General features: G+C 72.2%; 22 protein-coding genes. 19 read left to right on the plus strand and 3 right to left on the minus strand.

Features of this window, described 5'->3' with window-relative positions; genetic code table 11:
* On the plus strand, window positions 1–2415 hold a 2415-nt coding region (locus JFN87_RS13470; RefSeq protein WP_245179492.1), incomplete at its 5' end, for a RelA/SpoT family protein.
* A gap of 403 nt (window positions 2416–2818) precedes the next feature.
* Here the strand turns inward: JFN87_RS13470 and JFN87_RS13475 are convergent.
* Entirely contained in the window at window positions 2819–4048 is a 1230-nt protein-coding gene (locus JFN87_RS13475) for a DUF349 domain-containing protein (RefSeq protein WP_209340265.1), read from the minus strand.
* Between the two features lie 172 nt (window positions 4049–4220).
* Entirely contained in the window at window positions 4221–5027 is an 807-nt protein-coding gene (locus JFN87_RS13480; RefSeq protein ID WP_209340266.1) for a peptidylprolyl isomerase, read from the minus strand.
* A gap of 208 nt (window positions 5028–5235) precedes the next feature.
* Here JFN87_RS13480 and JFN87_RS13485 point away from each other — a divergent pair, with 208 nt between their 5' ends.
* The 5 genes from JFN87_RS13485 (at window position 5236) to rpsD (ending at window position 10348) form a co-directional block, all read left to right on the plus strand.
* Window positions 5236–5964, plus strand: a complete 729-nt coding sequence (locus JFN87_RS13485; protein WP_209340267.1) for an MBL fold metallo-hydrolase — start codon at window positions 5236–5238, stop codon at window positions 5962–5964.
* Window positions 5965–5978: 14 nt separating this feature from the next.
* The gene (gene hisS / locus JFN87_RS13490; RefSeq protein ID WP_209340268.1) at window positions 5979–7241 is read left to right on the plus strand and encodes a histidine--tRNA ligase; all 1263 of its coding nucleotides are present in this window, start codon (window positions 5979–5981) and stop codon (window positions 7239–7241) included.
* Between the two features lie 153 nt (window positions 7242–7394).
* Window positions 7395–8030 carry a vitamin K epoxide reductase family protein gene (locus tag JFN87_RS13495; protein WP_209340269.1) on the plus strand — a complete coding sequence of 212 codons (636 nt, stop codon included), beginning with the start codon at window positions 7395–7397 and terminating at the stop codon, window positions 8028–8030.
* 21 nt (window positions 8031–8051) lie between these two features.
* The gene (locus tag JFN87_RS13500; protein WP_209340270.1) at window positions 8052–9404 is read left to right on the plus strand and encodes a replication-associated recombination protein A; all 1353 of its coding nucleotides are present in this window, start codon (window positions 8052–8054) and stop codon (window positions 9402–9404) included.
* Between the two features lie 329 nt (window positions 9405–9733).
* Complete coding sequence (gene rpsD / locus JFN87_RS13505) at window positions 9734–10348, plus strand: 30S ribosomal protein S4 (RefSeq protein ID WP_209340271.1); 615 nt, start codon at window positions 9734–9736, stop codon at window positions 10346–10348.
* A gap of 126 nt (window positions 10349–10474) precedes the next feature.
* On the opposite strand, the gene JFN87_RS13510 is transcribed toward rpsD, so the two are convergent.
* Window positions 10475–12658 carry an ATP-binding protein gene (locus tag JFN87_RS13510; protein WP_209340272.1) on the minus strand — a complete coding sequence of 728 codons (2184 nt, stop codon included), beginning with the start codon at window positions 12656–12658 and terminating at the stop codon, window positions 10475–10477.
* A 168-nt stretch (window positions 12659–12826) separates the two neighbouring features.
* On the opposite strand from JFN87_RS13510, the gene JFN87_RS13515 reads away from it, so the two are divergent.
* The 13 genes from JFN87_RS13515 (at window position 12827) to efp (ending at window position 25858) form a co-directional block, all read left to right on the plus strand.
* The gene (locus tag JFN87_RS13515) at window positions 12827–13258 is read left to right on the plus strand and encodes a DUF948 domain-containing protein (protein ID WP_209340273.1); all 432 of its coding nucleotides are present in this window, start codon (window positions 12827–12829) and stop codon (window positions 13256–13258) included.
* A 7-nt stretch (window positions 13259–13265) separates the two neighbouring features.
* On the plus strand, window positions 13266–13709 hold the full coding sequence (locus JFN87_RS34515) for a hypothetical protein (RefSeq protein ID WP_372449227.1): 444 nt from the start codon (window positions 13266–13268) through the stop codon (window positions 13707–13709).
* Entirely contained in the window at window positions 13709–16381 is a 2673-nt protein-coding gene (gene alaS / locus JFN87_RS13525; RefSeq protein ID WP_209340274.1) for an alanine--tRNA ligase, read from the plus strand. The genes JFN87_RS34515 and alaS overlap by 1 nt, the downstream gene beginning before the upstream one ends.
* Window positions 16378–16842 (plus strand): Holliday junction resolvase RuvX, encoded by a 465-nt coding sequence (gene ruvX / locus JFN87_RS13530; RefSeq protein ID WP_209340275.1) that lies wholly within the window; start codon window positions 16378–16380, stop codon window positions 16840–16842. The genes alaS and ruvX overlap by 4 nt, the downstream gene beginning before the upstream one ends.
* A gap of 127 nt (window positions 16843–16969) precedes the next feature.
* Entirely contained in the window at window positions 16970–18937 is a 1968-nt protein-coding gene (gene mltG / locus JFN87_RS13535) for an endolytic transglycosylase MltG (protein ID WP_209340276.1), read from the plus strand.
* Window positions 18934–19812, plus strand: a complete 879-nt coding sequence (locus JFN87_RS13540; protein ID WP_209340277.1) for a shikimate dehydrogenase — start codon at window positions 18934–18936, stop codon at window positions 19810–19812. The genes mltG and JFN87_RS13540 overlap by 4 nt, the downstream gene beginning before the upstream one ends.
* A gap of 183 nt (window positions 19813–19995) precedes the next feature.
* Entirely contained in the window at window positions 19996–21180 is a 1185-nt protein-coding gene (gene aroC, locus JFN87_RS13545) for a chorismate synthase (protein WP_209340278.1), read from the plus strand.
* A gap of 29 nt (window positions 21181–21209) precedes the next feature.
* Window positions 21210–21695: a shikimate kinase gene (locus tag JFN87_RS13550; RefSeq protein WP_209340294.1), complete on the plus strand. Its 486-nt coding sequence runs from the start codon at window positions 21210–21212 to the stop codon at window positions 21693–21695.
* A complete protein-coding gene (aroB, locus tag JFN87_RS13555; RefSeq protein WP_209340279.1) occupies window positions 21692–22795 on the plus strand; it encodes a 3-dehydroquinate synthase in 1104 nt (367 codons plus the stop codon). The genes JFN87_RS13550 and aroB overlap by 4 nt, the downstream gene beginning before the upstream one ends.
* Window positions 22792–23232: a type II 3-dehydroquinate dehydratase gene (gene aroQ, locus JFN87_RS13560; protein WP_209340280.1), complete on the plus strand. Its 441-nt coding sequence runs from the start codon at window positions 22792–22794 to the stop codon at window positions 23230–23232. The genes aroB and aroQ overlap by 4 nt, the downstream gene beginning before the upstream one ends.
* A gap of 91 nt (window positions 23233–23323) precedes the next feature.
* Complete coding sequence (locus JFN87_RS13565) at window positions 23324–24031, plus strand: P-loop nucleotide/nucleoside kinase family protein (protein WP_245179510.1); 708 nt, start codon at window positions 23324–23326, stop codon at window positions 24029–24031.
* Window positions 24032–24120: 89 nt separating this feature from the next.
* Window positions 24121–25218 carry a M24 family metallopeptidase gene (locus JFN87_RS13570; RefSeq protein ID WP_209340282.1) on the plus strand — a complete coding sequence of 366 codons (1098 nt, stop codon included), beginning with the start codon at window positions 24121–24123 and terminating at the stop codon, window positions 25216–25218.
* A 73-nt stretch (window positions 25219–25291) separates the two neighbouring features.
* Complete coding sequence (gene efp / locus JFN87_RS13575) at window positions 25292–25858, plus strand: elongation factor P (protein WP_209340283.1); 567 nt, start codon at window positions 25292–25294, stop codon at window positions 25856–25858.

A 25858-nucleotide genomic window follows, 5' to 3' on the forward strand; every position in this document is an offset into this window, starting at 1 on the left:
GGGCCGGCCGCCGGCGCCGACGCGCACCCGGCCGCCGAGCCCGCCCCTCTCGCGCGCCCGAACCACACGCCCCCCACGGGACCCAAGCAGACCCCGGCCGCACCGCCGCGGTCCGGCTCGTCCAACCGGGTACGGGCCCGGCTCGCGCGCCTCGGCGTGCAGCGGTCGTCCCCGTACAACCCCGTCCTCGAGCCGCTGCTGCGGACGGTCCGTGGCAACGACCCCAAGATCGAGACGGCCACGCTGCGGCAGATCGAGCACGCCTACCAGGTCGCCGAGCGCTGGCACCGCGGCCAGAAGCGCAAGAGCGGCGACCCGTACATCACCCACCCGCTCGCGGTGACGACCATCCTCGCCGAGCTGGGCATGGATCCGGCCACCCTGATGGCGGGACTGCTGCACGACACCGTCGAGGACACCGAGTACGGCCTCGACACGCTCCGCAAGGACTTCGGCGACCAGGTCGCCGCCCTCGTGGACGGCGTCACCAAGCTGGACAAGGTGAAGTTCGGCGAGGCCGCGCAGGCCGAGACCGTACGCAAGATGGTCGTCGCCATGGCGCGCGACCCGCGCGTGCTCGTGATCAAGCTCGCCGACCGCCTGCACAACATGCGCACCATGCGCTACCTGGGCCGCGACAAGCAGGAGAAGAAGGCACGCGAGACGCTGGAGATCTACGCGCCGCTGGCCCACCGGCTCGGCATGAACACCATCAAGTGGGAGCTGGAGGACCTCGCCTTCGCGATCCTCTACCCGAAGATGTACGACGAGATCGTCCGGCTCGTCGCCGAGCGCGCGCCCAAGCGCGACGAGTACCTCGCCATAGTGACCGACGAGGTCCAGGCCGACCTGCGGGCCGCCCGCATCAAGGCGACGGTCACCGGCCGGCCCAAGCACTACTACAGCGTGTACCAGAAGATGATCGTCCGCGGCCGCGACTTCGCGGAGATCTACGACCTGGTCGGCATCCGCGTGCTCGTCGACACCGTCCGCGACTGCTACGCGGCGCTCGGCACCGTCCACGCCCGGTGGAACCCGGTGCCCGGGCGGTTCAAGGACTACGTCGCGATGCCCAAGTTCAACATGTACCAGTCGCTGCACACGACGGTCATCGGGCCGAGCGGCAAGCCCGTCGAGCTGCAGATCCGCACGTTCGACATGCACCGCCGCGCCGAGTACGGCATCGCCGCGCACTGGAAGTACAAGCAGGACGCGGTCGCGGGCGCCTCCAAGGTCCGCACGGACGTTCCCAAGAGCGCGGGCAAGGGCGGCGGCCAGGACACCGTCAACGACATGGCGTGGCTGCGCCAGCTGCTCGACTGGCAGAAGGAGACGGAGGACCCCAGCGAGTTCCTGGAGTCCCTGCGGTTCGACCTGTCGCGCAACGAGGTGTTCGTCTTCACCCCGAAGGGCGACGTGATAGCGCTGCCCGCCGGCGCGACACCCGTCGACTTCGCCTACGCGGTGCACACCGAGGTCGGCCACCGCACCATCGGCGCGCGCGTCAACGGCCGGCTCGTGCCACTGGAGTCGACGCTCGACAACGGCGACCTGGTGGAGGTCTTCACCTCGAAGGCGTCGGGCGCGGGCCCGTCCCGTGACTGGCTGGGCTTCGTCAAGTCGCCGAGGGCCCGCAACAAGATCCGCGGCTGGTTCTCCAAGGAGCGCCGCGAGGAGGCCATCGAGCAGGGCAAGGACGCCATCGCGCGGGCCATGCGCAAGCAGAACCTGCCGATCCAGCGGATCCTGACCGGCGACTCCCTGGTGACGCTGGCGCACGAGATGCGCTACTCGGACATCTCGTCGCTGTACGCGGCGATCGGCGAGGGGCACGTCGCCGCGCAGGGCGTCGTGCAGAAGCTCGTGCAGGCGCTCGGCGGCGAGGAGGCCGCCACCGAGGAGATCGAGGAGGCCGCGCCGCCCGCGCGCAGCCGGGCCAAGCGCCGGTCCAACGCGGACCCCGGCGTGGTCGTCAAGGGCGTGGACGACGTGTGGGTCAAGCTCGCGCGGTGCTGCACGCCCGTGCCGGGCGATCCGATCATCGGCTTCGTCACGCGCGGCAGCGGTGTGTCCGTGCACCGGGCGGACTGCGTCAACGTCGACTCGCTGTCGCAGCAGCCGGAGCGGATCCTCGACGTCGAGTGGGCGCCGACCCAGTCGTCGGTGTTCCTCGTCGCGATCCAGGTCGAGGCGCTGGACCGCTCCCGCCTGCTGTCGGACGTCACCCGCGTGCTGTCGGACCAGCACGTGAACATCCTGTCGGCCGCGGTCCAGACGTCCCGCGACCGCGTCGCCACGTCACGCTTCACGTTCGAGATGGGCGACCCGAAGCACCTGGGCCACGTCCTGAAGGCCGTACGCGGCGTGGAGGGCGTCTACGACGTCTACCGCGTCACCTCGGCCCGCAGGCCCTGACGGGCCCGTCAGGGCCTGCGAGCCCGCCAGCGGGCGAGACCTCTCGGGCCGTGCGGGCTCCTCCCCAGGCCCGACGCGAGTGGCGCTGTCGCCCCGCGGGCCCCGGCCCCCAGCGGGCCGACCCGGTCCGGGGCGGGGCGCTCCGCGGGGCACCGCACGTGGGGACGGGACGGCCCGCAGGGCCGAGCGGCGGGCCGCCGCTCGGCCCTGCGTGGACGTGACCTGTGTGAGGGACCGGCGATCACCGCCGGCCTGCTGTGGGTACCACAGCGGTCCAGCGGGCCGTCCCGCCCGGCCCGGGCCCGCCGGCCGCAGGGCCTCAGCGGCGGGCCGCCGGGCGCCTCGCGGGGACGTGACACGTGTGAGGGGGCCGGCGGTCATCGCCGGCCCCCTCACACGGCTGTCAGCCGCCGAACTCCTGGAGGCCCTTCTGGGCCTGGTCCAGGAGCGCCTGCCGGCCTTCGAGCTCCTGCGTGAGCTTGTCGGCCCTGGCGTTGTTGCCCGATGCGCGGGCCGTGTCGATCTGGCCGCGGAGCTTGTCCACGGCCGCCTGGAGCTGGCCCGTGAGCCCCTCGGCGCGGGCGCGCGCCTCCGGGTTCGTGCGCCGCCACTCGGTCTCCTCGGACTCCTGCAGCGCCCGTTCGACGGCCTGCATGCGGCCCTCGACCTTCGGGCGCGCGTCGCGCGGCACGTGGCCGATGGCCTCCCAGCGCTCGTTGATCCCGCGGAACGCGGCCCGCGCGGACTTCAGGTCGCGCACCGGGACGAGGCGCTCGGCCTCGGCCGCCAGCTCCTCCTTGAGCTTGAGGTTGTCCGCCTGCTCCGCGTCACGCTCGGCGAACACCTCGCCGCGCGCGCCGAAGAACACGTCCTGCGCGCCGCGGAAGCGGTTCCACAGGTCGTCCTCCGCCTCACGCTGCGCGCGGCCCGCCGCCTTCCAGGCCGTCATCAGCTCGCGGTAACGCGCCGACGTGGCGCCCCAGTCCCTCGACCCCGACAGCGACTCGGCCTCCGCGACCAGCCGCTCCTTGGTCCTGCGGGCGTCCTCCCGCTGCGCGTCGAGCGACGCGAAGTGCGCCTTGCGGCGCTTGGAGAACGCGGAGCGGGCGTGCGAGAAGCGGTGCCACAGCTCGTCGTCCGACTTGCGGTCGAGCCGCGGAAGGCCCTTCCACGTGTCCACGAGCGCCCGCAGCCGCTCGCCCGCCGCGCGCCACTGGTCGCTCTGCGCCAGCTCCTCCGCCTCGGTGACGAGGGCCTCCTTGGCGTGCCGCGACTCGTCGCTCTGCCGGGCACGGTGCGCCTTGCGCTCCTCGCGCCGCGCGTCGACCGTCGCGACGAGCGCGTCGAGGCGCTTCCTGAGCGCGTCCAGGTCGCCCACCGCGTGGTGCTCGTCGACCTGCCCGCGCAGGTGCCCGATCGCGGTCGTCGCGTCCTTCGCGGACAGGTCGGTGGTCTTCACCCGGCGCTCAAGGAGGCCGATCTCGACGACCAGGCCCTCGTACTTGCGCTCGTAGTAGGCCAGGGCCTCGTCGGGGGATCCCGCCTGCCAGGATCCGACAACCACCTCGCCATCGGCCGTACGCACGTACACGGTGCCGCTCTCGTCGACACGGCCCCACGGGTCGCTGCTCACAGCGCCTCCTCCAGCTGACACCTGAAGGGGTCGCGCCCCCCGGCATCGTCCACGGTTCCTGGGGCGGGCAGCGCCCGCCCTTCACAACGCCAACATAGGCGAACCGCCGCCCGGCTGTCCGCACTCAGCACGGCCGAAATTCAGTGCCCGATACAGCGGATCGCTGAGCTGATCACTGCTTGTCGACCGTGGCCTTCTGCACGGTGACCGCGTCCTTCGGGGCGCCGTCCGTGACCGGCTGCTTCTTGGTGCTCCCCTCGACGCCGTCCTTCGCGACGTTCTTCACGAGCTTGAGGCCGGCGCTGTCCATCGTGCCGAACGGTGTGTACGAGGGCTTCAGCTTGGAGTCCTTGTAGACGAGGAAGAACTGGCTGCCGCCGGTGTGCGGCTGGCCGGTGTTGGCCATCGCCACCGTGCCCGCCTTGTACGTGACCGAGCCGTCGGCGCCCGCCTTGCCGAGCGAGGAGAGGTTCTCGTCCGGGATCGTGTACCCGGGCCCGCCGGTGCCGTCGCCCTTGGGGTCGCCGCACTGGAGCACGTAGATGCCCTGGGTGGTCAGCCGGTGGCACTTGGTGTTGTCGAAGAAGCCCTTGTCCGCGAGGTATTTGAACGAGTTGACCGTGTGGGGCGTCTTCGCCGCGTTCATGGCGATCGCCACGTCGCCCCTGTTGGTCTTGAGCTTCATCGTGTACGAAGCCGTCTTGTCGATCGTCATCTTCGGCTCGGAGGGCGCCGACGCCGATGCCGACGGGCTGGGGACGGAGGACGGCGACGCCGCGGCGTCCGCCTTCCCGTCGCCCGAACCGCCCATCACGGCGAACGCCGTGCTGCCGCCGCCGATCACCACCACCGCCGCCACGGTCGAGGCGATCACGATGTTGCGGCGCTTGGCGCGCCTGCGCGCCTCCGAACGGCGCCGCTGCTGCCGCTCGAACTTCTCCCTGGCAAGCTGCCGCCGCCGCTGGTCGTTGTTGGCCACCGGGTCTTCTCCTCGTTTCTCGGAGGTTCTCGGATCGCGGACCTCGTGCCCGCACATCGCGTGTCCGTACATCGCGGATCTCGTGTCCGTCCGGCAGGACTGACCCCGTACGCTATATGGGTTCGCTGTGGAAATCGCGATCCCGGTACGCTCTGTGCACCGTCTGTGATCTGCCGCGACGCCTGCCCGACCGACATGAAGGACGATCGTGCTCATTGCCGGGTTCCCCGCCGGGGCCTGGGGGACCAACTGCTACCTGGTCGCCCCCGCCGCCGGCGAGGAGTGCGTGATCATCGACCCTGGCCACCAGGCCACCGAGGGCGTGGCCGAGACGGTCGCGAAGCACCGGCTCAAGCCCGTCGCGGTGATCCTCACCCACGGCCACATCGACCACGTCGCCTCGGTGGTGCCGGTCTGCGGCGCGCACGGCGTGCCCGCCTGGATCCACCCCGCGGACCGCGCCATGATGAGCGACCCCGAGAAGGGCATCGGCCGCTCCATCGGCGCGCAGCTCATGGGCGAGCTGACCGTCGGCGAGCCCGACGACGTGCGCGTGCTGTCCGACGGCGCCGCGCTGTCCCTCGCGGGCCTCGACCTGTCCGTCGCCTACGCCCCAGGCCATACCAAGGGGTCGGTGACCTTCAGGCTGCCCCAGGCGCCGGCGGGCGACATCCCGCCGGTCCTCTTCTCGGGCGACCTGCTGTTCGCCGGCTCCGTAGGACGTACCGACCTGCCGGGCGGGGACACCGCCGAGTTGATGGAGTCGCTGGGCCGTGTGTGCCTGCCGCTCGACGACTCGACCGTGGTGCTCTCGGGCCACGGCCCCCAGACGACCATCGGCCAGGAGCGCGCCACCAACCCCTACCTGCGCGAGGCGGCAGCCTCGCGCACGGGCGGCGGGACCGGTACGGGCGGCGCACCGCGACGAGGAATGTGAACGCAGCGATCACCATGAGCACCTTCCAGGCCCCCAAGGGCACCTACGACCTCCTCCCGCCCGCCTCCGCGACCTACCTCGCGGTGCGCGATGCCCTCGCCGCGCCGCTGAAGCGGTCCGGGTACGGCTACGTGGAGACGCCGGGCTTCGAGAACGTCGAGCTGTTCGCGCGCGGTGTCGGCGAGTCCACCGACATCGTCACGAAGGAGATGTACGCCTTCGAGACCAAGGGCGGTGACCGGCTCGCGCTGCGCCCCGAGGGCACCGCGTCCGTGCTGCGCGCCACGCTGGAGGCCAACCTCCACAAGGCGGGCAATCTCCCCGTCAAGCTCTGGTACTCCGGCTCGTACTACCGCTACGAGCGCCCGCAGAAGGGCAGGTACCGCCACTTCTCCCAGGTCGGCGCCGAGGCGATCGGCGCCGAGGACCCCGCGCTCGACGCCGAGCTGATCGTCCTCGCCGACCAGGCGTACCGCTCGCTCGGCCTGCGCGGCTTCCGCATCCTGCTCAACTCGCTCGGCGACCGCGAGTGCCGGCCCGCGTACCGCGAGGCGCTGCAGGGATTCCTGCGCGGGCTCGACCTGGACGACGAGACCCGCCGCCGCATCGAGATCAACCCGCTGCGGGTGCTCGACGACAAGCGTCGGGACGTCCAGCGGCAGCTGGAGGGCGCGCCGCTGCTGCGCGACCACCTCTGCGACGCGTGCCGCGCGTACCACGACGAGGTGCGCGCGCTGCTGACCGCGCAGGGCGTCGCCTTCGAGGACGACCCACGCCTCGTGCGCGGCCTCGACTACTACACGCGCACGACCTTCGAGTTCGTGCACGACGGGCTCGGTTCGCAGTCCGCCGTCGGCGGCGGCGGGCGCTACGACGGGCTGTCCGAGATGATCGGCGGCCCCGCGCTGCCCTCCGTCGGCTGGGCACTCGGCGTCGACCGCACGGTGCTCGCACTTCAGGCCGAGGGCGTCACCCTCGAACTGCCCCCGGTCACCAGCGTGTTCGCCGTACCGCTCGGCGACGAGGCGCGCCGGGTGCTGTTCGCGGCGGTCACCGAATTGCGCAGGGCAGGCATCGCCGCGGACCTCAGCTACGGCGGCAAGGGCATCAAGGGCGCGATGCGCAGCGCCGACAGGTCGGGCGCGCGGTACACGCTCGTCGCCGGCGAGCGCGACCTCGAAGCGGGCGTCGCGCAGCTCAAGGACATGGAGTCCGGCGAGCAGGAGGCGGTCGCGCTCGACAAGATCGTCGACAGGCTGCGTACCCTGCTCGGCTGAGCCGCGGGAGCAGGAGGAGTCACAGGAGGAGTCAAGGGGGCGGGGCCGGGCTCACAGCCGGCCCTTATCCCGTTCGAACGGTGCGGGACAACTCTCGTGCGGCACAATGGCCCTGCCCCTACGCCCCCCCCTTCTAGCGACCGGACAGGGATAATGACGACCACGCTGGACAGCGCCTCCTCCACGGGGGAGACGAAACGGCTCGGCGGCGCGCCGATCGCCGGCAGCCGCGCCTTCGGAGTGCTTCTCGCGCTCACCGGGGCGGCGGGCCTGCTCGCCGCCTGGGTGATCACGCTGGACGAGTTCAAGCTGCTGCAGAACCCGCACTTCACCCCCAGCTGCAGCCTCAACCCGGTCGTGTCCTGCGGCAGCGTGATGCAGAGCGACCAGGCCCACGTGTTCGGGTTCTCCAACCCGATGCTGGGCCTCGCCACTTACCCGGTCGTCATCGGCATCGGCCTCGCGATCCTCGCGGGCGCCAAGCACCAGCGGTGGTACTGGCTCGGCCTCCAGGCGGGCACGCTGTTCGGCGTCGGGTTCATCACCTGGCTCCAGTTCGAGTCGCTGTACCGGATCCACGCGCTGTGCCTGTGGTGCTGCCTCGCCTGGGTCGCCACCGTGATCATGTTCTGGTACACGGTGTCGCACAACGTGCGGCACGGTGTGATCCCCGCGCCGCGGTGGATGCGGTCCTTCTTCACCGACTTCACGTGGATCCTGCCCACGCTGCACCTCGCCATCATCGGCCTGCTGATCCTGACGAACTGGTGGAGCTTCTGGACGAGCTGAGCGCTGCCTTAGGCTTTCAGCGTGGAGCCCGACCTCTTTACCGCAGCGGCGGAAGACCGCCAGGAGAAGGACCCTTCCAGCAGCCCCCTGGCGGTCCGCATGCGCCCGCGCACGCTGGACGAGGTGGTCGGCCAGCAGCACCTGCTGAGGCAGGGCTCGCCGCTGCGGCGCCTTGTCGGGGAGGGCAGCGGCCCGGCAGGACCGTCATCGGTGCTGCTGTGGGGCCCTCCAGGCACCGGCAAGACGACCCTCGCGTACGTGGTGTCCAAGGCCACCGACAAGCGGTTCGTGGAACTGTCCGCGATCACCGCGGGCGTCAAGGAGGTGCGGTCCGTCATCGACGGCGCACGCCGAGCCTCCGGCGGGTACGGCAAGGAGACCGTCCTCTTCCTCGACGAGATCCACCGCTTCAGCAAGGCACAGCAGGACTCCCTGCTGCCCGCCGTGGAGAACCGCTGGGTGACGCTGATCGCCGCCACCACGGAGAACCCCTACTTCTCGGTCATCTCCCCGCTGCTGTCACGCTCCCTGCTGCTGACGCTGGAATCGCTGACCGACGACGACGTGCGCGACCTGCTGCGGCGCGCGCTCGCCGAGGAGCGCGGCCTCGGCGGCGCGGTGACGCTGCCCGGGGACACCGAGTCCCACCTGCTGCGCGTCGCGGGCGGTGACGCGCGGCGCGCGCTGACGGCGCTGGAGGCGTCGGCGGGCGCCGCGATCGACAAGGGCGAGAAGGAGATCTCGCTGGCGACGCTGGAGGAGACCGTCGACCGCGCCGCGGTCGCCTACGACCGCGACGGCGACCAGCACTACGACGTGGCGAGCGCCCTGATCAAGTCCATCAGGGGCTCCGACGTGGACGCGGCGCTGCACTACCTGGCCAGGATGATCGACGCGGGCGAGGACCCCAGGTTCATCGCGAGGCGGCTGATGATCTCGGCGAGCGAGGACATCGGCCTCGCCGACCCGGCGGCGCTGCCCCTCGCGGTGGCCGCCGCCCAGGCCGTGGCCATGATCGGCTTCCCGGAGGCGGCGCTGACCCTGAGCCACGCGACGATCGCCCTGGCCCTCGCGCCGAAGTCCAACGCGGCGACGCTCGCGATCGGGGCCGCACTGGAGGACGTCAAGAAGGGCGTGGCAGGACAGGTGCCCGCGCACCTGCGCGACGGCCACTACAAGGGAGCGGCGAAGCTCGGCCACGCCCAGGGGTACGTCTACCCGCACGACGTGCCCGGCGGAATCGCGGCCCAGCGATATCTGCCGGACGGGGTGGAGGACCGGCGCTACTACACGCCGACGCGCTACGGTGCGGAGGCGCGGTACGCGGACGTGGTCGAGAAGGTGCGCGAGCGACTGCGCGGCGAGGGCTCCTGAGCCCGGCCGCGTCTCGTCGGGCGTCTCGTCGGGCGTCCCGGGGGCGGGACGGAGCACGGTCGCCGGGCATGTACCCTGTACGAGAGTTCGTGTGCGCCCGGCTGCTGACGGCATCCGGGCGATCTCAAGCCCGTTGTCCGCGGCAGACGTTCTCAGAACGGATGCCCAGGACAGGGACGCGGCTGACCATGAGCTGATCGGACCTCCGTCATTTCGGTGCCCCGCTTCTTGCCGGGGCTGTCTGTGATGCTCCTGGTGTTCCCAGGGTGAGACACGCGATCTCTATGAACAAGGTGAGCCCAACCAACCTGCATGGAGGTCCGGAGAACGTGCCTAACCAGTCGCGTCCCAAGGTCAAGAAGTCACGCGCGCTCGGTATCGCGCTGACGCCGAAGGCCGTCAAGTACTTCGAGGCCCGTCCCTACCCGCCGGGTGAGCACGGCCGCGGCCGCAAGCAGAACAGTGACTACAAGGTCCGTCTGCTGGAGAAGCAGCGCCTGCGCGCGCAGTACGACATCAGCGAGCGCCAGATGGCGCGCGCCTACGACCGCGCTCGCAAGGCCGAGGGCAAGACCGGCGAGGCCCTGGTCATCGAGCTGGAGCGCCGCCTGGACGCGCTGGTGCTGCGTTCCGGCATCGCCAAGACCATCTACCAGGCCCGCCAGATGGTCGTCCACGGCCACATCGAGGTCAACGGCCACAAGGTCGACAAGCCGTCGTTCCGCGTCCGTCCCGACGACGTCGTGATGGTCCGCGAGCGCAGCCGCAGCAAGGTCCCCTTCCAGGTGGCCCGCGAAGGCGGCAACGACACCGACGGCGAGACCCCGCGCTACCTGCAGGTCAACCTGAAGGCCCTGGCGTTCCGCCTGGACCGCGACCCGCAGCGCAAGGAAGTCCCCGTGATCTGCGACGAGCAGCTCGTCGTCGAGTACTACGCCCGCTGAGCGGACGCCGTACCCGCGCCACGCGCGCCCCGAAGGCCCGCAGGCACCCCGCCCACCCCGGCGGGGAGCCGGCGGGCCTTCGCCGTTCCCGGACTCCGCCCCGCCGCCCGAGGCCCAGGGGCTGCCTCAGCTCTCCCTGGCCGCCGCCGGCTCGCCCCGCACCGAGTCCGCCGCCGCGTCCCCTTCCCGCGCCTGCCCGCCGGGCCCGCGCAGCGCCCTCGCCACCGCCTCCGCCGCCGGCAGGCGCCTGCCGCGCTCCACGCACGCCGCGTACCGCGAGGCCCCCAGCTCCTCCCGGCTCCGCCGCTCGCACAGCGCCTGCGGCGCCCCGAAGAAGCGCGAGCCGAACAGCGGCAGGCCGACCGAATCCCACAGGCGCGACGCCGCCCCGTGCAGCACGGCGGCCTCCGCCGCGTCGCCCTCGCTCGCCGACACCAGCGCCGCCAGCTCCATCGCCAGCACCAGGCCCACCAGGTCGTGGAAGGCGTGGTTGATCGTCAGGCACTCCGCCAGCAGTCCCCGCGCCTCCCGGTGCCTGCCGTGCTCCCACTCGGCGTACGCCAGCACGTACAGCGCGTACGCACGCGCCCACCGCTCCCCGCTGTCCTCGCACGCCTCGCGCAGCAGGACGCACTCCGCCACCGCGCGGTCGAGGTCGCCCTGGAACGCGAGCGCCATCGCCAGCTCGGCCTGGGCCATCAGCACGTTGCTGTTGACCTCCCCGAGCTCGCGGTAGGCGCGCAGCGCGGCGACCAGCAGGTGCTCGGCGCGCGGCATGTCGTCCGTCAGCAGCGCGAGGCACCCCATCCGGTGCACCGCGTAGGCGTACGCCAGCTCGTCGCCCGTGCGCAGCGACTCGCGCCGGCACTCGTGCAGCGCGCCGACCGCCGCTGTCGTGTCGCCCTGCAGCAGGGACACGTAGCCCTGCACCCACAGCGCCTTCAGCCGTGCGCCGTCGTTGCGGGTCGACTCCCAGGACAGCGCGCGGTCGAGCCAGTGCCTGCCCTCCGCGAGGCGGCCGCAGCCCGCCCAGTAGAACCAGAGGGTGCCCGCGAGGTGCTGCCCGATGTGCGCCTCCTCGGGCGTCGCCAGGCACAGGTCGAGCGCCGCGCGCAGGTTGGGCATCGCGCTCTCCGTGCCCGCGGCGACCTCCTCCTGGCGCGGCCCGTACCAGTCGAGCTCGTACCAGGTGGCGAGCCCCACGTACCAGTCGCGGTGCAGCCTGCGCAGCCGGTCGGCGTCGCCCACCTCCTCCAGCCACTGGGCGCCGTAGGCGCGCACGGTCGCCAGCATCCGGTAGCGCACGCCCGCCGGCGTGGCGTCCCTGATCACCAGCGACTGGTCGATCAGCGCGCCGAGCAGGTCGAGCACCTCGTCGGCCGGCAGGTCGGGCCCGCCGCACACGTACTCCGCCGCGTCTAGGTCGAACGGGCCGGGGAAGACCGAGAGCCGCGCCCACAGCAGGCGCTCGCGCGGCGTGCACAGCTCGTGGCTCCAGCCGATGGCCGTACGGAGCGTCCTGTGCCGCGGCAGCGCGCCCCTGCCACCGTCCTTGAGCAGCGCGAACCGGTCGTCCAGCCGGGCGAGCAACTGGCCGGGCGAGAGCGCGGGCAGCCGCCCCGCGGCCAGTTCCAGCGCGAGCGGGATGCCGTCGAGGCGCGCGCACACCTCCGTGATCGCGTGGTCGTCGGCCCCCGACGGCCGGAAGCCGGGCACCCGCGCGGCACCGCGCGCCACGAACAGCTCCCGCGCCTGTTCGGGCGGCAGCGGCGCGAGCCCCACGGTCCTCTCGCCCTCGACGCCCAGCGGTCTGCGGCCCGTCGCGAGGACACGCAGCCCGGGCGCGCGCCGCAGGAGGTCACGGACGGCCGCGGCGCACGCGTCCGCCAGCTGCTCGAACCCGTCGACGACGAGCAGCGCCTCGCGCTCGGCGAGGAACTCTCCGAGGACGTCACGCGTGGCCCTCGGGCTCTGGTCGGTCAGGCCGAGCGCGTCGGCGAACGCGTGGTCGACGAGGTCACCGTCGCGCAGCGCCGCCAGCTCCACGAGCCAGACCCCGTCGCAGTACCGTTTTTGCCCCCGGTCCGAGCGCGCCGCCGCGGCCGCCGCCCGCAGGGCGAGCCTCGTCTTGCCGACCCCGCCGACCCCCACGACCGTGAGAAGCCGCTCCTGGCCGCTCTCCAGCAGCCCCACCAGATCGGCGAGTTCGCCCCCGCGCCCGACGAACGTCGACAACTCGGCGGGGAGATTGCCGGGCCGCGTCCGCCCGGGAGCGCCGTGACCGGTGTCCGCTCCGGATGTGCCGTGCATGAGACACAGAGCGTACTGAGACGGCCCCGTTCCGTACAATCGCCCTTGACAAGTCTGCCCGCGCCGGACCGTAATCCGGTTCGGGGGGCGCGCCGCGTCGCGATAGGGTCGGAGCACGACTTTGCGGACCCTGTCAGGCGTCCGCGACCGAGCAGGAAGCGGTGCGGTGTGACCGGTGGAGAGGTGGCCGGGATCCTGGTGGCCGTGTTCTGGGCGATCCTCGTCGCCTTCCTCGCCGTGGCGCTGGCGAGGCTGGCGCAGACGCTCAAGGCGACCACCAAGCTCGTGGCGGACGTGACGGAACAGGCGGTGCCGCTGCTCGCGGACGCCTCGGCGACGGTGCGCACGGCGCAGACCCAGCTGGAGCGTGTCGACTCGATCGCGTCCGACGTGCAGGAAGTCACCTCCAACGCCTCGGCGCTCTCGTCGACGGTGGCGTCCACCTTCGGCGGCCCGCTGGTCAAGGTCGCGGCCTTCGGCTACGGCGTGCGCCAGGCGATGTCGCGCAGGTCGCAGGAGCCCCAGCGAGTGCCGGCGCCCCGCCAGGTGATCGTCGGCCGCACGGTTCCCGGGGCACGACGCAGGAAGAAGAAGGGCTGATCCAGCGATGTTCCGCCGTACGTTCTGGTTCTCCGCCGGCGCAGCGGCCGGCGTGTGGGCCACCACCAAGGTCAACCGCAAGATCAGGCAGTTGACGCCGGAGAGCCTCGCGGCGCAGGCCGCGAACAGGGCCGTCGAAGCGGGCCACCGGCTCAGGGACTTCGCGCTCGACGTCAGGACCGGCATGGTCAGGCGCGAGGCGGAACTGGGCGAGGCGCTCGGCATCGAGGCGTCCCAGCGCCCCGCGCTGCCCGTACCCGAACCCCGGCTCGCCAGGGCCGTCGAGAGGAGCGGGACGGCCGGCGGCGCCCGGTACCTCGACGAGGCCGCCGCGGCGGACAAGGACGGCAAGGCCGGCCGGACCGGCCGCGACAGGGCCGCACGCGGCGCGGGCAACGCCCGCGCCCGCCGCAGGACCACAGAAGAACACAACCGGAATGAGGACCACTGATGGAGTCGGCAGAAATCCGCCGCCGCTGGCTGAGCTTCTTCGAGGAGCGCGGGCACACCGTCGTCCCTTCGGCGTCGCTCATCGCGGACGACCCGACTCTGCTGCTGGTCCCGGCCGGCATGGTGCCCTTCAAGCCGTACTTCCTCGGCGAGGTCAAGCCCCCGTTCGAGCGGGCAACCAGCGTCCAGAAGTGCGTGCGCACCCCGGACATCGAAGAGGTCGGCAAGACCACACGGCACGGCACGTTCTTCCAGATGTGCGGCAACTTCTCCTTCGGTGACTACTTCAAGGAGGGCGCCGCCAAGTACGCCTGGGAGCTGCTCACCACCTCGCAGGACGACGGCGGTTACGGGCTCGACCCCGACCGGCTGTGGATCACCGTCTACCAGGACGACGACGAGGCCGAGCGCGTCTGGCGCGACGTCGTCGGCTTCCCCGCCGAGCGGATCCAGCGCCTGGGCAAGAAGGACAACTACTGGTCCATGGGCGTGCCGGGACCCTGCGGCCCCTGCTCGGAGATCTTCTACGACCGGGGCCCCGAGTTCGGTGCCGAGGGCGGCCCCGCCGTCAACGACGAGCGGTACGTGGAGATCTGGAACCTGGTCTTCATGCAGTACGTGCGCGGCGAGGGCATCGGCAAGGAGGACTTCGAGATCCTCGGCGACCTGCCGCAGCAGAACATCGACACCGGCATGGGCCTCGAACGCCTCGCGATGATCCTGCAGGGCGTGCAGAACATGTACGAGATCGACACGTCCATGGCCGTCATCGAGAAGGCCACCGAGCTGACGGGCGTCAACTACGGCGCCGACCACGCCTCGGACGTGTCGCTGCGCGTCGTCACCGACCACATGCGCACGTCCGTCATGCTCATCGGCGACGGCGTCAGCCCCGGCAACGAGGGCCGCGGCTACGTGCTGCGCCGCATCATGCGCCGCGCGATCCGCAACATGCGGCTGCTCGGCGCCACGGGACCCGTCGTCCTCGAACTGGTCGACACCGTCATCCGGACGATGGGGCAGCAGTACCCGGAGCTGGAGAGCGACCGCAAGCGGATCGAGACGGTCGCCCTCGCCGAGGAGGCCGCCTTCCTCAAGACGCTCAAGGCCGGCACCAACATCCTCGACACCGCCGTCACCGACACCAAGGCCGCCGGCGCCTCGGTGCTCTCGGGCGACAAGGCGTTCCTGCTCCACGACACCTGGGGCTTCCCGATCGACCTCACCCTGGAAATGGCCGCGGAGCAGGGCCTCTCCGTGGACGAGGACGGCTTCCGCCGCCTGATGAAGGAGCAGCGGGAGCGCGCCAAGGCCGACGCCAGGGCCAAGAAGTCGGGCCACGCCGACATGTCGGCGTACCGCGAGGTCGCCGACGCCCACGGCGCCACCGAGTTCACCGGCTACCAAAACACGGCCGGCGAGTCGACGGTCGTGGGCCTCCTCGTGGACGGCGTCTCCTCACCGGCCGCCTCCGAGGGCGACGACGTCGAGGTCGTGCTCGACCGCACGCCGTTCTACGCCGAGGGCGGCGGCCAGCTCGCCGACCAGGGCCGCATCAGGCTCGACACCGGCGCCGTGGTGGAGGTGCGCGACGTCCAGCAGCCCGTGCCCGGCGTGTACGTGCACAAGGGCACCGTGCAGGTCGGCGAGGTGACGGTGGGCGCTCCCGCGCACGCCGCCATCGACGCGCACCGCCGCCGCGCCATCGCCCGCGCCCACAGCGCCACGCACCTCACGCACCAGGCGCTGCGCGACGCCCTCGGCCCGACGGCCGCCCAGGCCGGGTCCGAGAACAGCCCCGGCCGCTTCCGCTTCGACTTCGGCTCGCCGGCCGCCGTACCCGGCACGGTGCTCGTCGACGTCGAGCAGAAGATCAACGAGGTGCTCAGCCGCGACCTGGACGTCCAGGCCGAGGTGATGGGCATCGACGACGCCAAGAAGCAGGGCGCGATCGCCGAGTTCGGCGAGAAGTACGGCGAGCGGGTGCGCGTCGTCACCATCGGCGACTACTCCAAGGAGCTGTGCGGCGGCACGCACGTGCACAACACCGCCCAGCTGGGCCTGGTGAAGCTGCTCGGCGAGTCGTCCATCGGCTCCGGAGTCCGCCGCATCGAGGCCCTGGTCGGCGTCGACGCCTACAGCTTCCTCGCCAAGGAGCACACGGTCGTCGCCCAGCTCCAGGAGCTCCTGAAGGGCGCTCGTCCCGACGAACTGCCCGAGCGGGTCTCCGGCATGCTCGGAAAGCTGAAGGACGCCGAGAAGGAGATCGAGAAGTTCCGCGCGGAGAAGGTGCTCGCCGCCGCGGGGGAGCTGGCCGCCGGCGCCAGGGACGTGCACGGAACGGCCCTCGTCACGGGCCAGGTGCCGGACGGCACGGGCGCCGACGACCTGCGCAGGCTCGTCCTCGACGTGCGCGGCCGCATCCCCGCGTCGAGGCCTGCCGTGGTCGCCCTGTTCACCACCGCGAACGGACGCCCGCTGACCGTCATCGCCACCAACGAGGGCGCGCGCGAGCGCGGCCTGCGCGCCGGCGACCTGGTACGCACGGCCGCCAAGACGCTGGGCGGCGGAGGCGGCGGCAAGCCGGACGTGGCCCAGGGTGGCGGGCAGAACGCGGCCGCCGTCGGCGATGCCATGGCCGCCGTCGAGCGTCTGGTGGCCGAGACCTCGTGAGAAGGGGCCGCCGCCTCGCGGTCGACGTCGGGGACGCCAGGATCGGGGTCGCCTCGTGCGACCCCGACGGGATCCTCGCGACGCCGGTGGAGACCGTGCCGGGACGCGACGTCCCGGCCGCCCACCGGCGGCTGCGCGCGCTGGTCGACGAGTACGAGCCGCTTGAGGTCCTCGTCGGGCTGCCGCGCTCCCTGCGGGGCGGCGAGGGCCCGGCGGCGGCCAAGGTCCGCGCGTTCGCCCGCGAGGTGGCCAAGGGTGTCGCACCCGTCCCCGTGCGCCTGGTGGACGAACGCATGTCCACCGTCACGGCGGCGGGCGGCCTGCGGGCGTCCGGCGTGAACTCCCGCAAGGGCAGGTCCGTGATCGACCAGGCCGCTGCCGTCGTCATCCTGCAGAGCGCCCTGGAGACGGAGCGTTCCTCGGGCAGGGCCCCTGGCGAGGCCGTCGAGGTGGGCGGCTGATCGCGGTACGGTAACGTTCCGCCCGATTGCGACGGCATTCGAACAGCTGCCGCACAACAAAGAGGCGAAACGGCCGGCGCCACGAGTACGGCGGCCCTCCCCTCGCGGCTTCTTGGTTTGGGGATCGATGACCGACTATGGCCGGGGCTCCGGCTCCGAACCGTGGCACCCCGAGGATCCCCTGTACGGGGAGCAAGGGTGGGCGGCGCAGCAGGCTCCCCATGGCGATCAGGATCCGCGCTACTTCGACCAGGGGGCCCAGGGGGCCCAGGGCCAGTACGCGCAGCAGCAGCCGTACCCCGGGGGCGACGACCCCTACCAGCAGCAGGGCTACGAGACGGGGCAGCAGTACCAGCAGCATTATCCGCAGCAGCAGTCCTACCCGCAGCAGCAGCCCGACGGGCAGCAGTACGCGCAGCAGCAGTACCCGTACCAGCAGTACCCGCAGCAGTACGCGGAACAGCAGCACTACCCGGCGCAGCCGGACCAGGGCTACGGCACCGGTCAGGGTTACGCCGACGGCCAGGGCTACGGCGACTACGGCAACCATGGCGAGTACGGCAGCCATGGCGAGTACGGCAGCCATGGCGAGTACGGCGGCCACGGCGACTACGACCCTCGCTACGGGCAGCACGTGCCGCAGCAGTACGCCCCGCAGGGCGAGGACGCGTACCAGCAGCCGCAGCAGTACGGCCCCGGGTACGGCGGCGGTTGGGACACCGGCGGGCAGCAGCAGGCCGTGCCCCAGCAGGCCGCGCCCCAGCAGATCGTGTCGCAGCAGGCCGCACCGGAACCGCAGCCGGAGCCGGTCGCGGAAGGAGCGCACGACGGCGGCTGGGACGACGAGCCGCAGCAGGAGACGCATCCTTTCTTCACCGGTGAGGACACCCCTCTGCCCCGCGCGGCCGGACGCGGGGCCCCCGATGACGGCCACAGCGACGACGACGGCGACGGCGACGAGGCCGGGTACGACGGCGAGGACGGCCGCTCGGGCACGGGCAAGAAGCGCAAGGGCCGCAGCGGCATGGCCTGCCTGGTCGTCGCGGTCGTGCTGGCCGGCGGACTCGGCGGCGCCGGCTACTACGGGTACACGTTCTACCAGGACCGGTTCGGCCCGCCGCCGGACTACACGGGCTCCGGGACGAGCACGGTGCAGGTGACGATCCCCGACGGGTCGAGCGGTTCGCAGATCGCGGCGCTCCTCGTCAAGAACGGCGTGGTCAAGAGCGCCGGCGCGTTCGTCGTCGCGCAGAACCACGACCCCAAGGGCAACACGATCCAGGCCGGCGTCTACACGCTGAAGAAGAAGATGTCGGGCAAGAGCGCCGTCGCGCTCATGCTCAGCCCGAAGAGCCGCACCTCGCTGATCATTCCCGAGGGCACGCGCAACGCCACGATCTACGCGATGATCGACAAGCAGCTCAAGCTCAAGGACGGCACGACGAAGTCCGTCGCCTTCAAGAAGGCGAAGTCCCTCGGCCTGCCGAGCTGGGCCGACGACAGCAAGAACATCAAGGACCCGCTCGAAGGCTTCCTCTTCCCCGCGAGCTATCCCGTGGGCAAGAGCTCGACGCCCGAGGACGTGCTGAAGAAGATGGTCGCCCGCGCGACGGCCGAGTACGACAAGTACGGGCTGCCCGACAAGGCCAAGTCGGTCGGGCTCGACAACCCGTGGCAACTGCTGACCGTGGCCAGCCTGGTGCAGGCCGAGGGCAAGACCAAGGACGACTTCCGCAAGATAGCGGAGGTCATCTACAACCGGCTCGACCCGGCCACCCAGGGGACGAACCAACTGCTCCAGCTCGACTCGACGTACAACTACCTCAAGGGCCAGAGCAACATCGACATCAGCGAGTCGGCGGTCAACAGCAACCACGACCCGTACAACACCTATACGAACAAGGGACTGCCGCCCGGCCCCATCGACAACCCAGGCGAGGACGCCATCTCCTCGACGCTCGCGCCGACCAACGACGGCTGGCTCTACTTCGTGGCGACCGACGGCAACAACAAGACCGAGTTCGCCAAGACGAGCGCCGGATTCCAGCAGCTCAAGCAGAAGTTCAACAACCGCAAGAAGGGGACCGGCGGATGACACGAGAGGACGGCACCACGAACGCGCCGCACCGCGCGGGCGTGCTCGGCTCGCCGATCGGCCACTCCCTCTCGCCGGTGCTGCACCGCGCCGCGTACGCGAAGCTCGGCCTGACGGGATGGCGTTACGACAGCCGCGAGGTCGACGAGGCCGCGCTGCCCGGCTTCCTCGCCCGCCTTCCCGAGTGGGCCGGTGACGCGCGGCCGGGTGGATTCTCGCTGACCATGCCGCTCAAGCGCGCGGTCATCCCGCTGCTCGACGAGATCAGCGACACCGCCGCGTCGGTCGAGGCCGTCAACACGGTGACGTTCGGTCCTGGGCCGCACGCCAGGGGCGACAACACCGACATTCCCGGCATGGTGGCGGCGCTCGCCGAACGCGGTGTGAGAACGGTGGAGTCGGCGGCCGTCCTCGGCGCGGGAGCCACCGCCTCCTCGGCCGTCGCCGCCCTCGCGAGCGTATGTACGGGCCCCGTCACCGCGTACGTACGCGGCGACGCGCGCGCGGCCGAGATGCGCGGCTGGGGCGAGCGGCTCGGAGTGGACGTGCGGACGGCTCCGTGGGCGAGGGCGGCGGAGGCGTTCGGCGCCGGCCTGGTCGTCGCGACCACGCCGGCCGGCGTGGCCGACGAGCTGGCAGCGAGCCTGCCGTCCCGGCCCGGCACGCTCTTCGACGTGGTCTACGACCCGTGGCCCACCCGGCTCGCCGCCGGCTGGGCGGCGCGCGGCGGCGAGGTCGTCGGGGGGCTCGACCTGCTCGTGCACCAGGCCGTGCTCCAGGTCCAGCTGATGACGGGCGTGCCCGAGGCGCCGCTCGCGGCGATGCGCACCGCGGGCGAGGCCGCGCTGGCGGCGCGGCGGGGCGGCGGGGCGTAGGCAGGGCAGCGGGGCGTAGCGGAGGCACGGCCACCGCTCGGTCCGATGATCGGACGAGTCGTCCGTCCTGTGGACCGGCGGCCGGTCCGCCCGCCCCGCCGTGGGAGGATCGGGACACGGCGGGCCTGGCCCACGCATCCGGTCGCGCCGCAGCAGTTCCAGGCGCGGACATGAGGAGCACCGTTGAGCAGGTTGCGCTGGCTGACGGCGGGGGAGTCGCACGGACCCGCACTCGTCGCGACGCTGGAGGGCCTTCCCGCCGGCGTCCCGATCACCACGGACGCCGTCGCGGACCACCTGGCCCGCCGGCGCCTCGGCTACGGGCGCGGCGCGCGCATGAAGTTCGAGCGCGACGAGGTCACCTTCCTCGGCGGCGTGCGGCACGGGCTGACCCTCGGCTCGCCGGTCGCGGTCATGGTGGGCAACACCGAGTGGCCCAAGTGGGAACAGGTCATGGCGGCCGACCCGGTCGACCCCGCGATCCTCGCCGAGCAGGCGCGCAACGCGCCCCTGACGCGCCCGCGCCCCGGCCACGCCGACCTCGCGGGCATGCAGAAGTACGGCCTCGACGAGGCGCGGCCGATCCTGGAGCGCGCCAGCGCACGCGAGACCGCCGCGCGCGTCGCGCTCGGCGCGCTCGCCAGGTCGTACCTGAAGGAGACGGCCGGCATCGAGATCGTCTCCCATGTCGTCGAGCTGGCGGCGGCCAGGGCGCCCAAGGGCGTCTACCCGCTCCCCGCGGACGTGGAGCGGCTCGACGCCGACCCGGTGCGCTGCCTCGACGCGGACGCGAGCAAGGCGATGGTCGCCGAGATCGACCAGGCACACAAGGACGGCGACACGCTGGGCGGCGTCGTGGAGGTCCTGGCGTACGGGGTGCCGGTCGGCCTCGGCTCGCACGTGCACGCCGACCGAAAGCTCGACGGGCGCCTCGCCGGCGCCCTGATGTCCATCCAGGCCATCAAGGGCGTCGAGCTGGGCGACGGCTTCGACCTCGCCCGCGTGCCCGGCTCGCAGGCGCACGACGAGATCCTCGTGACCGAGGACGGCATCAGGCGCGCCTCGGGACGCTCCGGCGGCACCGAGGGCGGGCTGACCACGGGCGAACTCCTGCGGGTACGCGCGGCGATGAAGCCGATCGCGACGGTGCCGCGCGCCCTGGCCACCGTGGACGTCGCCACCGGCGAGCCCGCGAAGGCGCACCACCAGCGCTCCGACGTCTGCGCGGTGCCCGCCGCGGGGATCGTCGCCGAGGCCATGGTCGCCCTGGTGCTGGCCGACGCGGTCGCCGAGAAGTTCGGCGGCGACAACGTCGTGGAGACCCGCCGCAACGTGGCGTCCTACCTCGAACACCTGGCGATCCGGTGACGGGGCCCCGGGTCGTACTCGTCGGCCCCATGGGGGTCGGCAAGTCGACGGTGGGCGAGCTGCTCGCCCAGCGTCTCGGCGCGTCCTATCGCGACACGGACGCGGACATCATCGCCGCCGCGGGCAAGGAGATCTCCGACATCTTCCTGGACGAGGGCGAAACGCACTTCCGCGAGCTCGAGCGCGCCGCCGTACGGGCCGCGCTCGCCGAGCACACCGGCGTGCTGTCGCTCGGCGGCGGCGCGATCCTCGACGCGTCCACGCGCGAGCTGCTCGGCGGGCTGCCGGTGGCCTACCTGTCGATGGAGGTCGCGGAGGCCGTCAGGCGCACCGGGCTGAACGTGGCGCGCCCGCTGCTCGCCGTCGTCAACCCGCGGCAGCAGTGGAAGCAGCTGATGGAGGAGCGGCGCCACCTCTACACGGAGGTCGCGCGCGCGGTCGTCGCCACCGACGGGCGCACGCCCGACGAGGTCGCGGACGCCGTACTCGATGCACTGGAACTGGGGAAGGCATGACGGAGCACACAGCGGAGCACGCGGTCACCCGCGTCCAGGTCGGCGGCACGGCGGGCACGGACCCCTACGAGGTGCTCGTCGGCCGGCAGCTGCTCGGCGAACTGCCCGGGCTCGTCGGCCGCGCCAAGCGCGTCGCCGTGATCCACCCGGAGGCGCTCGCCGAGACGGGCGAGGCGCTGCGCGGCGACCTCGCCGAGCAGGGCTACGAGGCCATCGCCGTCCAGGTGCCCAACGCGGAGGAGGCCAAGACCGCCGAGGTCGCCGCCTACTGCTGGAAGGCGCTCGGCCAGTCGGGGTTCACGCGCACCGACGTGATCGTCGGCGTCGGCGGCGGCGCCACCACGGACCTCGCGGGATTCGTGGCGGCGAGCTGGCTGCGCGGGGTGCGCTGGATCGCCGTCCCGACGACGGTGCTCGGCATGGTCGACGCGGCCGTTGGCGGCAAGACCGGCATCAACACCGCCGAGGGCAAGAACCTCGTGGGCGCGTTCTACCCGCCGGCCGGCGTGCTGTGCGACCTCGCGGCGCTCGACTCGCTCGGCCGCCACGACTACGTGAGCGGCCTCGCCGAGATCATCAAGGCCGGCTTCATCGCCGACCCGGCGATCCTGGACCTCGTCGAGTCCGACCCCGAGGGCGCCCGCACCCCGGAAGGCCCGCACACGGCCGAGCTGATCGAGCGGTCGATCCGCGTGAAGGCCGAGGTCGTCTCCAGCGACCTCAAGGAGTCCGGCCTGCGGGAGATCCTCAACTACGGCCACACGCTGGCCCACGCGATCGAGAAGAACGAGCGGTACAAGTGGCGGCACGGCGCCGCGGTCTCCGTCGGCATGGTCTACGCCGCCGAACTCGGCCGCGTCGCCGGGCGGCTCGACGACGCGACCGCCGACCGCCACAAGGCGGTGCTCGGCTCCGTCGGGCTCCCGCTCACCTACCGGGGCGACCAGTGGCCGAAGCTCCTGGAGACCATGAGGGTCGACAAGAAGTCCCGCGGCGACCTGCTCCGCTTCATCGTGCTCGACGGCCTCGCCAGGCCCTCGGTCCTCGAAGGCCCCGACCCGGCCTTCCTGGTCGCCGCGTACGGGGAGGTATCGGAGTGACGCGGCGGGTCCTGGTGCTCAACGGCCCGAACCTCGGCAGGCTCGGCTCGCGCGAGCCCGACATCTACGGCGCGACGACGTACCGCGGCCTCGTCGAGACGTGCGAGACGTTCGGCAAGGAGCTTGACCTCGACGTGGAGGTCCGCGAGACCAACGACGAGGGCGAGATGATCCGCTGGCTGCACGAGGCCGCGGACGGCCGCCTGCCGGTCGTCGTCAACCCCGGCGCGTTCACGCACTACTCGTACGGCATGCGGGACGCGATGTCGCAGCGCACCGCCCCGCTGATCGAGGTGCACATCTCCAACCCGCACGCGCGTGAGGAGTTCCGGCACAACTCCGTGGTGGCCTCGGTCGCGAGCGGCACGGTCGCGGGCTTCGGCATCGGCTCCTACCGGCTCGCGCTGCGCGCGCTCGCCGAGGAGCTGACGGACTGACGGGTGCCCCCGGCGCGACGGCCGGGGGCCGTATTGTTCGGTGGGAACCCGCCGGTCGCACGAGACGGAGTGGCAGGAGATGCAGCACCCGATGGGCGCGTCCGAGGACCGCAGGCCGGTCCAGGACTGGGCCCCGCCCCCGCCCACCGCGCCACCGGCGCTCCCCGACTCCACGGGCCATGTCGCCCTGCCGCCCGGCGGCCCCGTGCCGCTGCCGCTCGCGCCGGAGTCGGGCACGGGCTCTGCCACGCTGGCCGTCCTGCTGATCGGACCCGCCGGCGCGGGCAAGACCACCGTGGCCCGCTACTGGGCCGGCAGCCGCCGGGTGCCGACCGCCCACATCAGCCTCGACGACGTGCGCGAGTGGGTGTGCTCGGGCTTCGCCGACCCGCAGACGGGCTGGAACGACCACTCGGAGGCGCAGTACCGCCTGGCCCGCAGGACCTGCGGCTTCGCGGCCCGCAACTTCCTGGCCAACGGCATCTCGTGCGTCGTCGACGACGCCGTCTTCCCCGACCGCCCCGTCATCGGCCTCGGCGGCTGGAAGCGCCACGTGGGCCCCGGCCTGCTGCCCGTCGTGCTGCTGCCGGGACTCGAGGTCGTCCTGGAGCGCAACGCGAAGCGCGGCGGCAACCGCCGGCTCGCGGACGAGGAGGTCGCCGGGATCCACGGCAGGATGGCCGGCTGGTACGGCTCGGGACTGCCGATCATCGACAACAGCACGTACGACGTGCCCACCACCGCGCGCGTGCTCGACGACGTGCTCGCGCAGTCGATCGCGAGCCCGCCCGCCTGGTGACGGCTCCCGGCGCGCCCTGCGCACGGGGCGCGCCCACGTCCGGACGCGTCCGACCGGCCGGGAGGCGGCGGCTCTCCTAGGCTCGGACCATGTCAGAGGTGTACGCGTCCCGCCGTGCCCGGCTGCGCGACCAGTACGGGGCCACCGGCGCCGCCGCCCTGGTCTGCGGCCACGCCAACGTGCGCTACCTCGCGGGCGGCGCGCCACCGGGCGCCGCGCTGCTGCTCGCGCCGGGCGAGGACGTGCTGTTCCACCCACGCAGCCAGGCGGACGACGACCAGTCCAGCCGGGTCGACGGCGGCCTGCGGACCGCCGTCTGCGAGGGGCCCGACGACCCGGCGGTGGCCGCGGCACGGTTCCTCGCGGGCGCCGACGGGCCGCTCGCCGTCGAGGAGGACCACCTGACGGTCGCCAGGCACCGCGCGCTCGCCGTGGCCGCGCCGGGACTGCGGCTGACCGACCTCGCGGGCGCCGTCGAGCAGCTGCGCGTCGTCAAGGACGAGGAGGAGGTCTCCCGGCTGCGGATCGCCGCCGAGATCGCGGACCAGGCACTGGGCGAACTCCTCGAGTCGATCCTCGTCGGCAGGACGGAGCGCCATCTCGCGCTCGAGCTGGACCGCAGGCTCGTGGACCACGGCGCGGACGGCCCCGCCTTCCCGACGTCCGTGGCCACCGGGCCCCACTCGGGCCGGGCCGCGCACCGGCCGTCCGACCGCAGGGTCGAGGAGGGCGATTTCCTGACGGTGACGCTCGGCGCCGAGTACCGCGGCTACCGGTGCGGCATCGGCCGCACCTTCGTCATCGGCACGGCGCCCGCGGACTGGCAGATCGAGCTGTACGAGCTGGTCTTCGCCGCTCAGAGGGCCGGCCGGGAGAGCCTGCTGCCCGGCGTGGGGTGCCGGGAGGCCGACCACGCGGTGCGCCACCGGCTCGTCGCCGCGGGCCACGAGGAGGGCCTCGACCCGTGCACGGGGCACGGGGTCGGGCTCGAAATCGTGGAGGAGCCGCAGTTGGCACCCGCGGCCATGGGTAAACTGGACGCTTGTGTGCCGGTCACCGTCGGACCTGGGGTCCACCTCCCGGGCCGGGGCGGCGTCCGGATCGACGACACGCTCGTCGTCCGCCCCGAGGCGGACGGCGGACCCGAGCTACTCACCATCACGACCAAGGAGCTGCTCGCGCTGTAGGACCTCGTAAGCGGTCCCCGGTGCGCGGCGCACCCACTGGTCCCACCAGCTTCAGTCCAGGAGATCCGCAAACGTGGCATCCACCAACGACCTCAAGAACGGTTTGGTGCTCAAGCTCGACGGAGACCAGCTCTGGTCCGTCGTCGAGTTCCAGCACGTGAAGCCCGGCAAGGGCCCCGCCTTCGTGCGCACCAAGCTCAAGAACGTGCTGTCAGGCAAGGTCGTCGACAAGACCTTCAACGCCGGCGTGAAGGTCGAGACGGCTGTCGTCGACCGCCGCGACATGCAGTTCTCGTACATGGACGGCGAGTACTTCGTCTTCATGGACATGGGCACGTACGACCAGATCCACGTGGCCAGGGACGTCGTCGGCGACGCCGCGAACTTCCTGCTCGAAGGGTTCGAGGGCACGGTCGCGATGTACGAGGGCAACCCGCTCTACGTGGAGCTGCCCGCCGCGGTCGAGCTGGTCATCGAGCACACCGACCCGGGCGTCCAGGGCGACCGCTCCACCGGCGGCACCAAGCCGGCGAAGCTGGAGACGGGCTACGAGATCGGCGTCCCGCTGTTCATCTCCACCGGCGAGAAGATCAAGGTCGACACGCGTTCCGGCGAGTACCTCGGCCGGGTGAACAGCTAA

The sequence above is a fragment of the Streptomyces montanisoli genome (assembly GCF_017813245.1).
Lineage (GTDB): Bacteria > Actinomycetota > Actinomycetes > Streptomycetales > Streptomycetaceae > Streptomyces > Streptomyces montanisoli.

Excerpts from the sequence above, each read along its gene's own strand:
- hisS (WP_209340268.1), top strand. The coding sequence starts at position 5,979 with ATGAGCACCTTCCAGGCCCCCAAGGGCACCTACGACCTCCTCCCGCCC.
- JFN87_RS13495 (WP_209340269.1), top strand. The coding sequence starts at position 7,395 with ATGACGACCACGCTGGACAGCGCCTCCTCCACGGGGGAGACGAAACGG.
- JFN87_RS13510 (WP_209340272.1), bottom strand. The coding sequence starts at position 12,658 with ATGCACGGCACATCCGGAGCGGACACCGGTCACGGCGCTCCCGGGCGG.
- JFN87_RS34515 (WP_372449227.1), top strand. The coding sequence starts at position 13,266 with ATGTTCCGCCGTACGTTCTGGTTCTCCGCCGGCGCAGCGGCCGGCGTG.
- alaS (WP_209340274.1), top strand. The coding sequence starts at position 13,709 with ATGGAGTCGGCAGAAATCCGCCGCCGCTGGCTGAGCTTCTTCGAGGAG.
- mltG (WP_209340276.1), top strand. The coding sequence starts at position 16,970 with ATGACCGACTATGGCCGGGGCTCCGGCTCCGAACCGTGGCACCCCGAG.
- JFN87_RS13540 (WP_209340277.1), top strand. The coding sequence starts at position 18,934 with ATGACACGAGAGGACGGCACCACGAACGCGCCGCACCGCGCGGGCGTG.
- JFN87_RS13550 (WP_209340294.1), top strand. The coding sequence starts at position 21,210 with ATGGGGGTCGGCAAGTCGACGGTGGGCGAGCTGCTCGCCCAGCGTCTC.
- aroB (WP_209340279.1), top strand. The coding sequence starts at position 21,692 with ATGACGGAGCACACAGCGGAGCACGCGGTCACCCGCGTCCAGGTCGGC.
- JFN87_RS13565 (WP_245179510.1), top strand. The coding sequence starts at position 23,324 with ATGGGCGCGTCCGAGGACCGCAGGCCGGTCCAGGACTGGGCCCCGCCC.
- JFN87_RS13570 (WP_209340282.1), top strand. The coding sequence starts at position 24,121 with ATGTCAGAGGTGTACGCGTCCCGCCGTGCCCGGCTGCGCGACCAGTAC.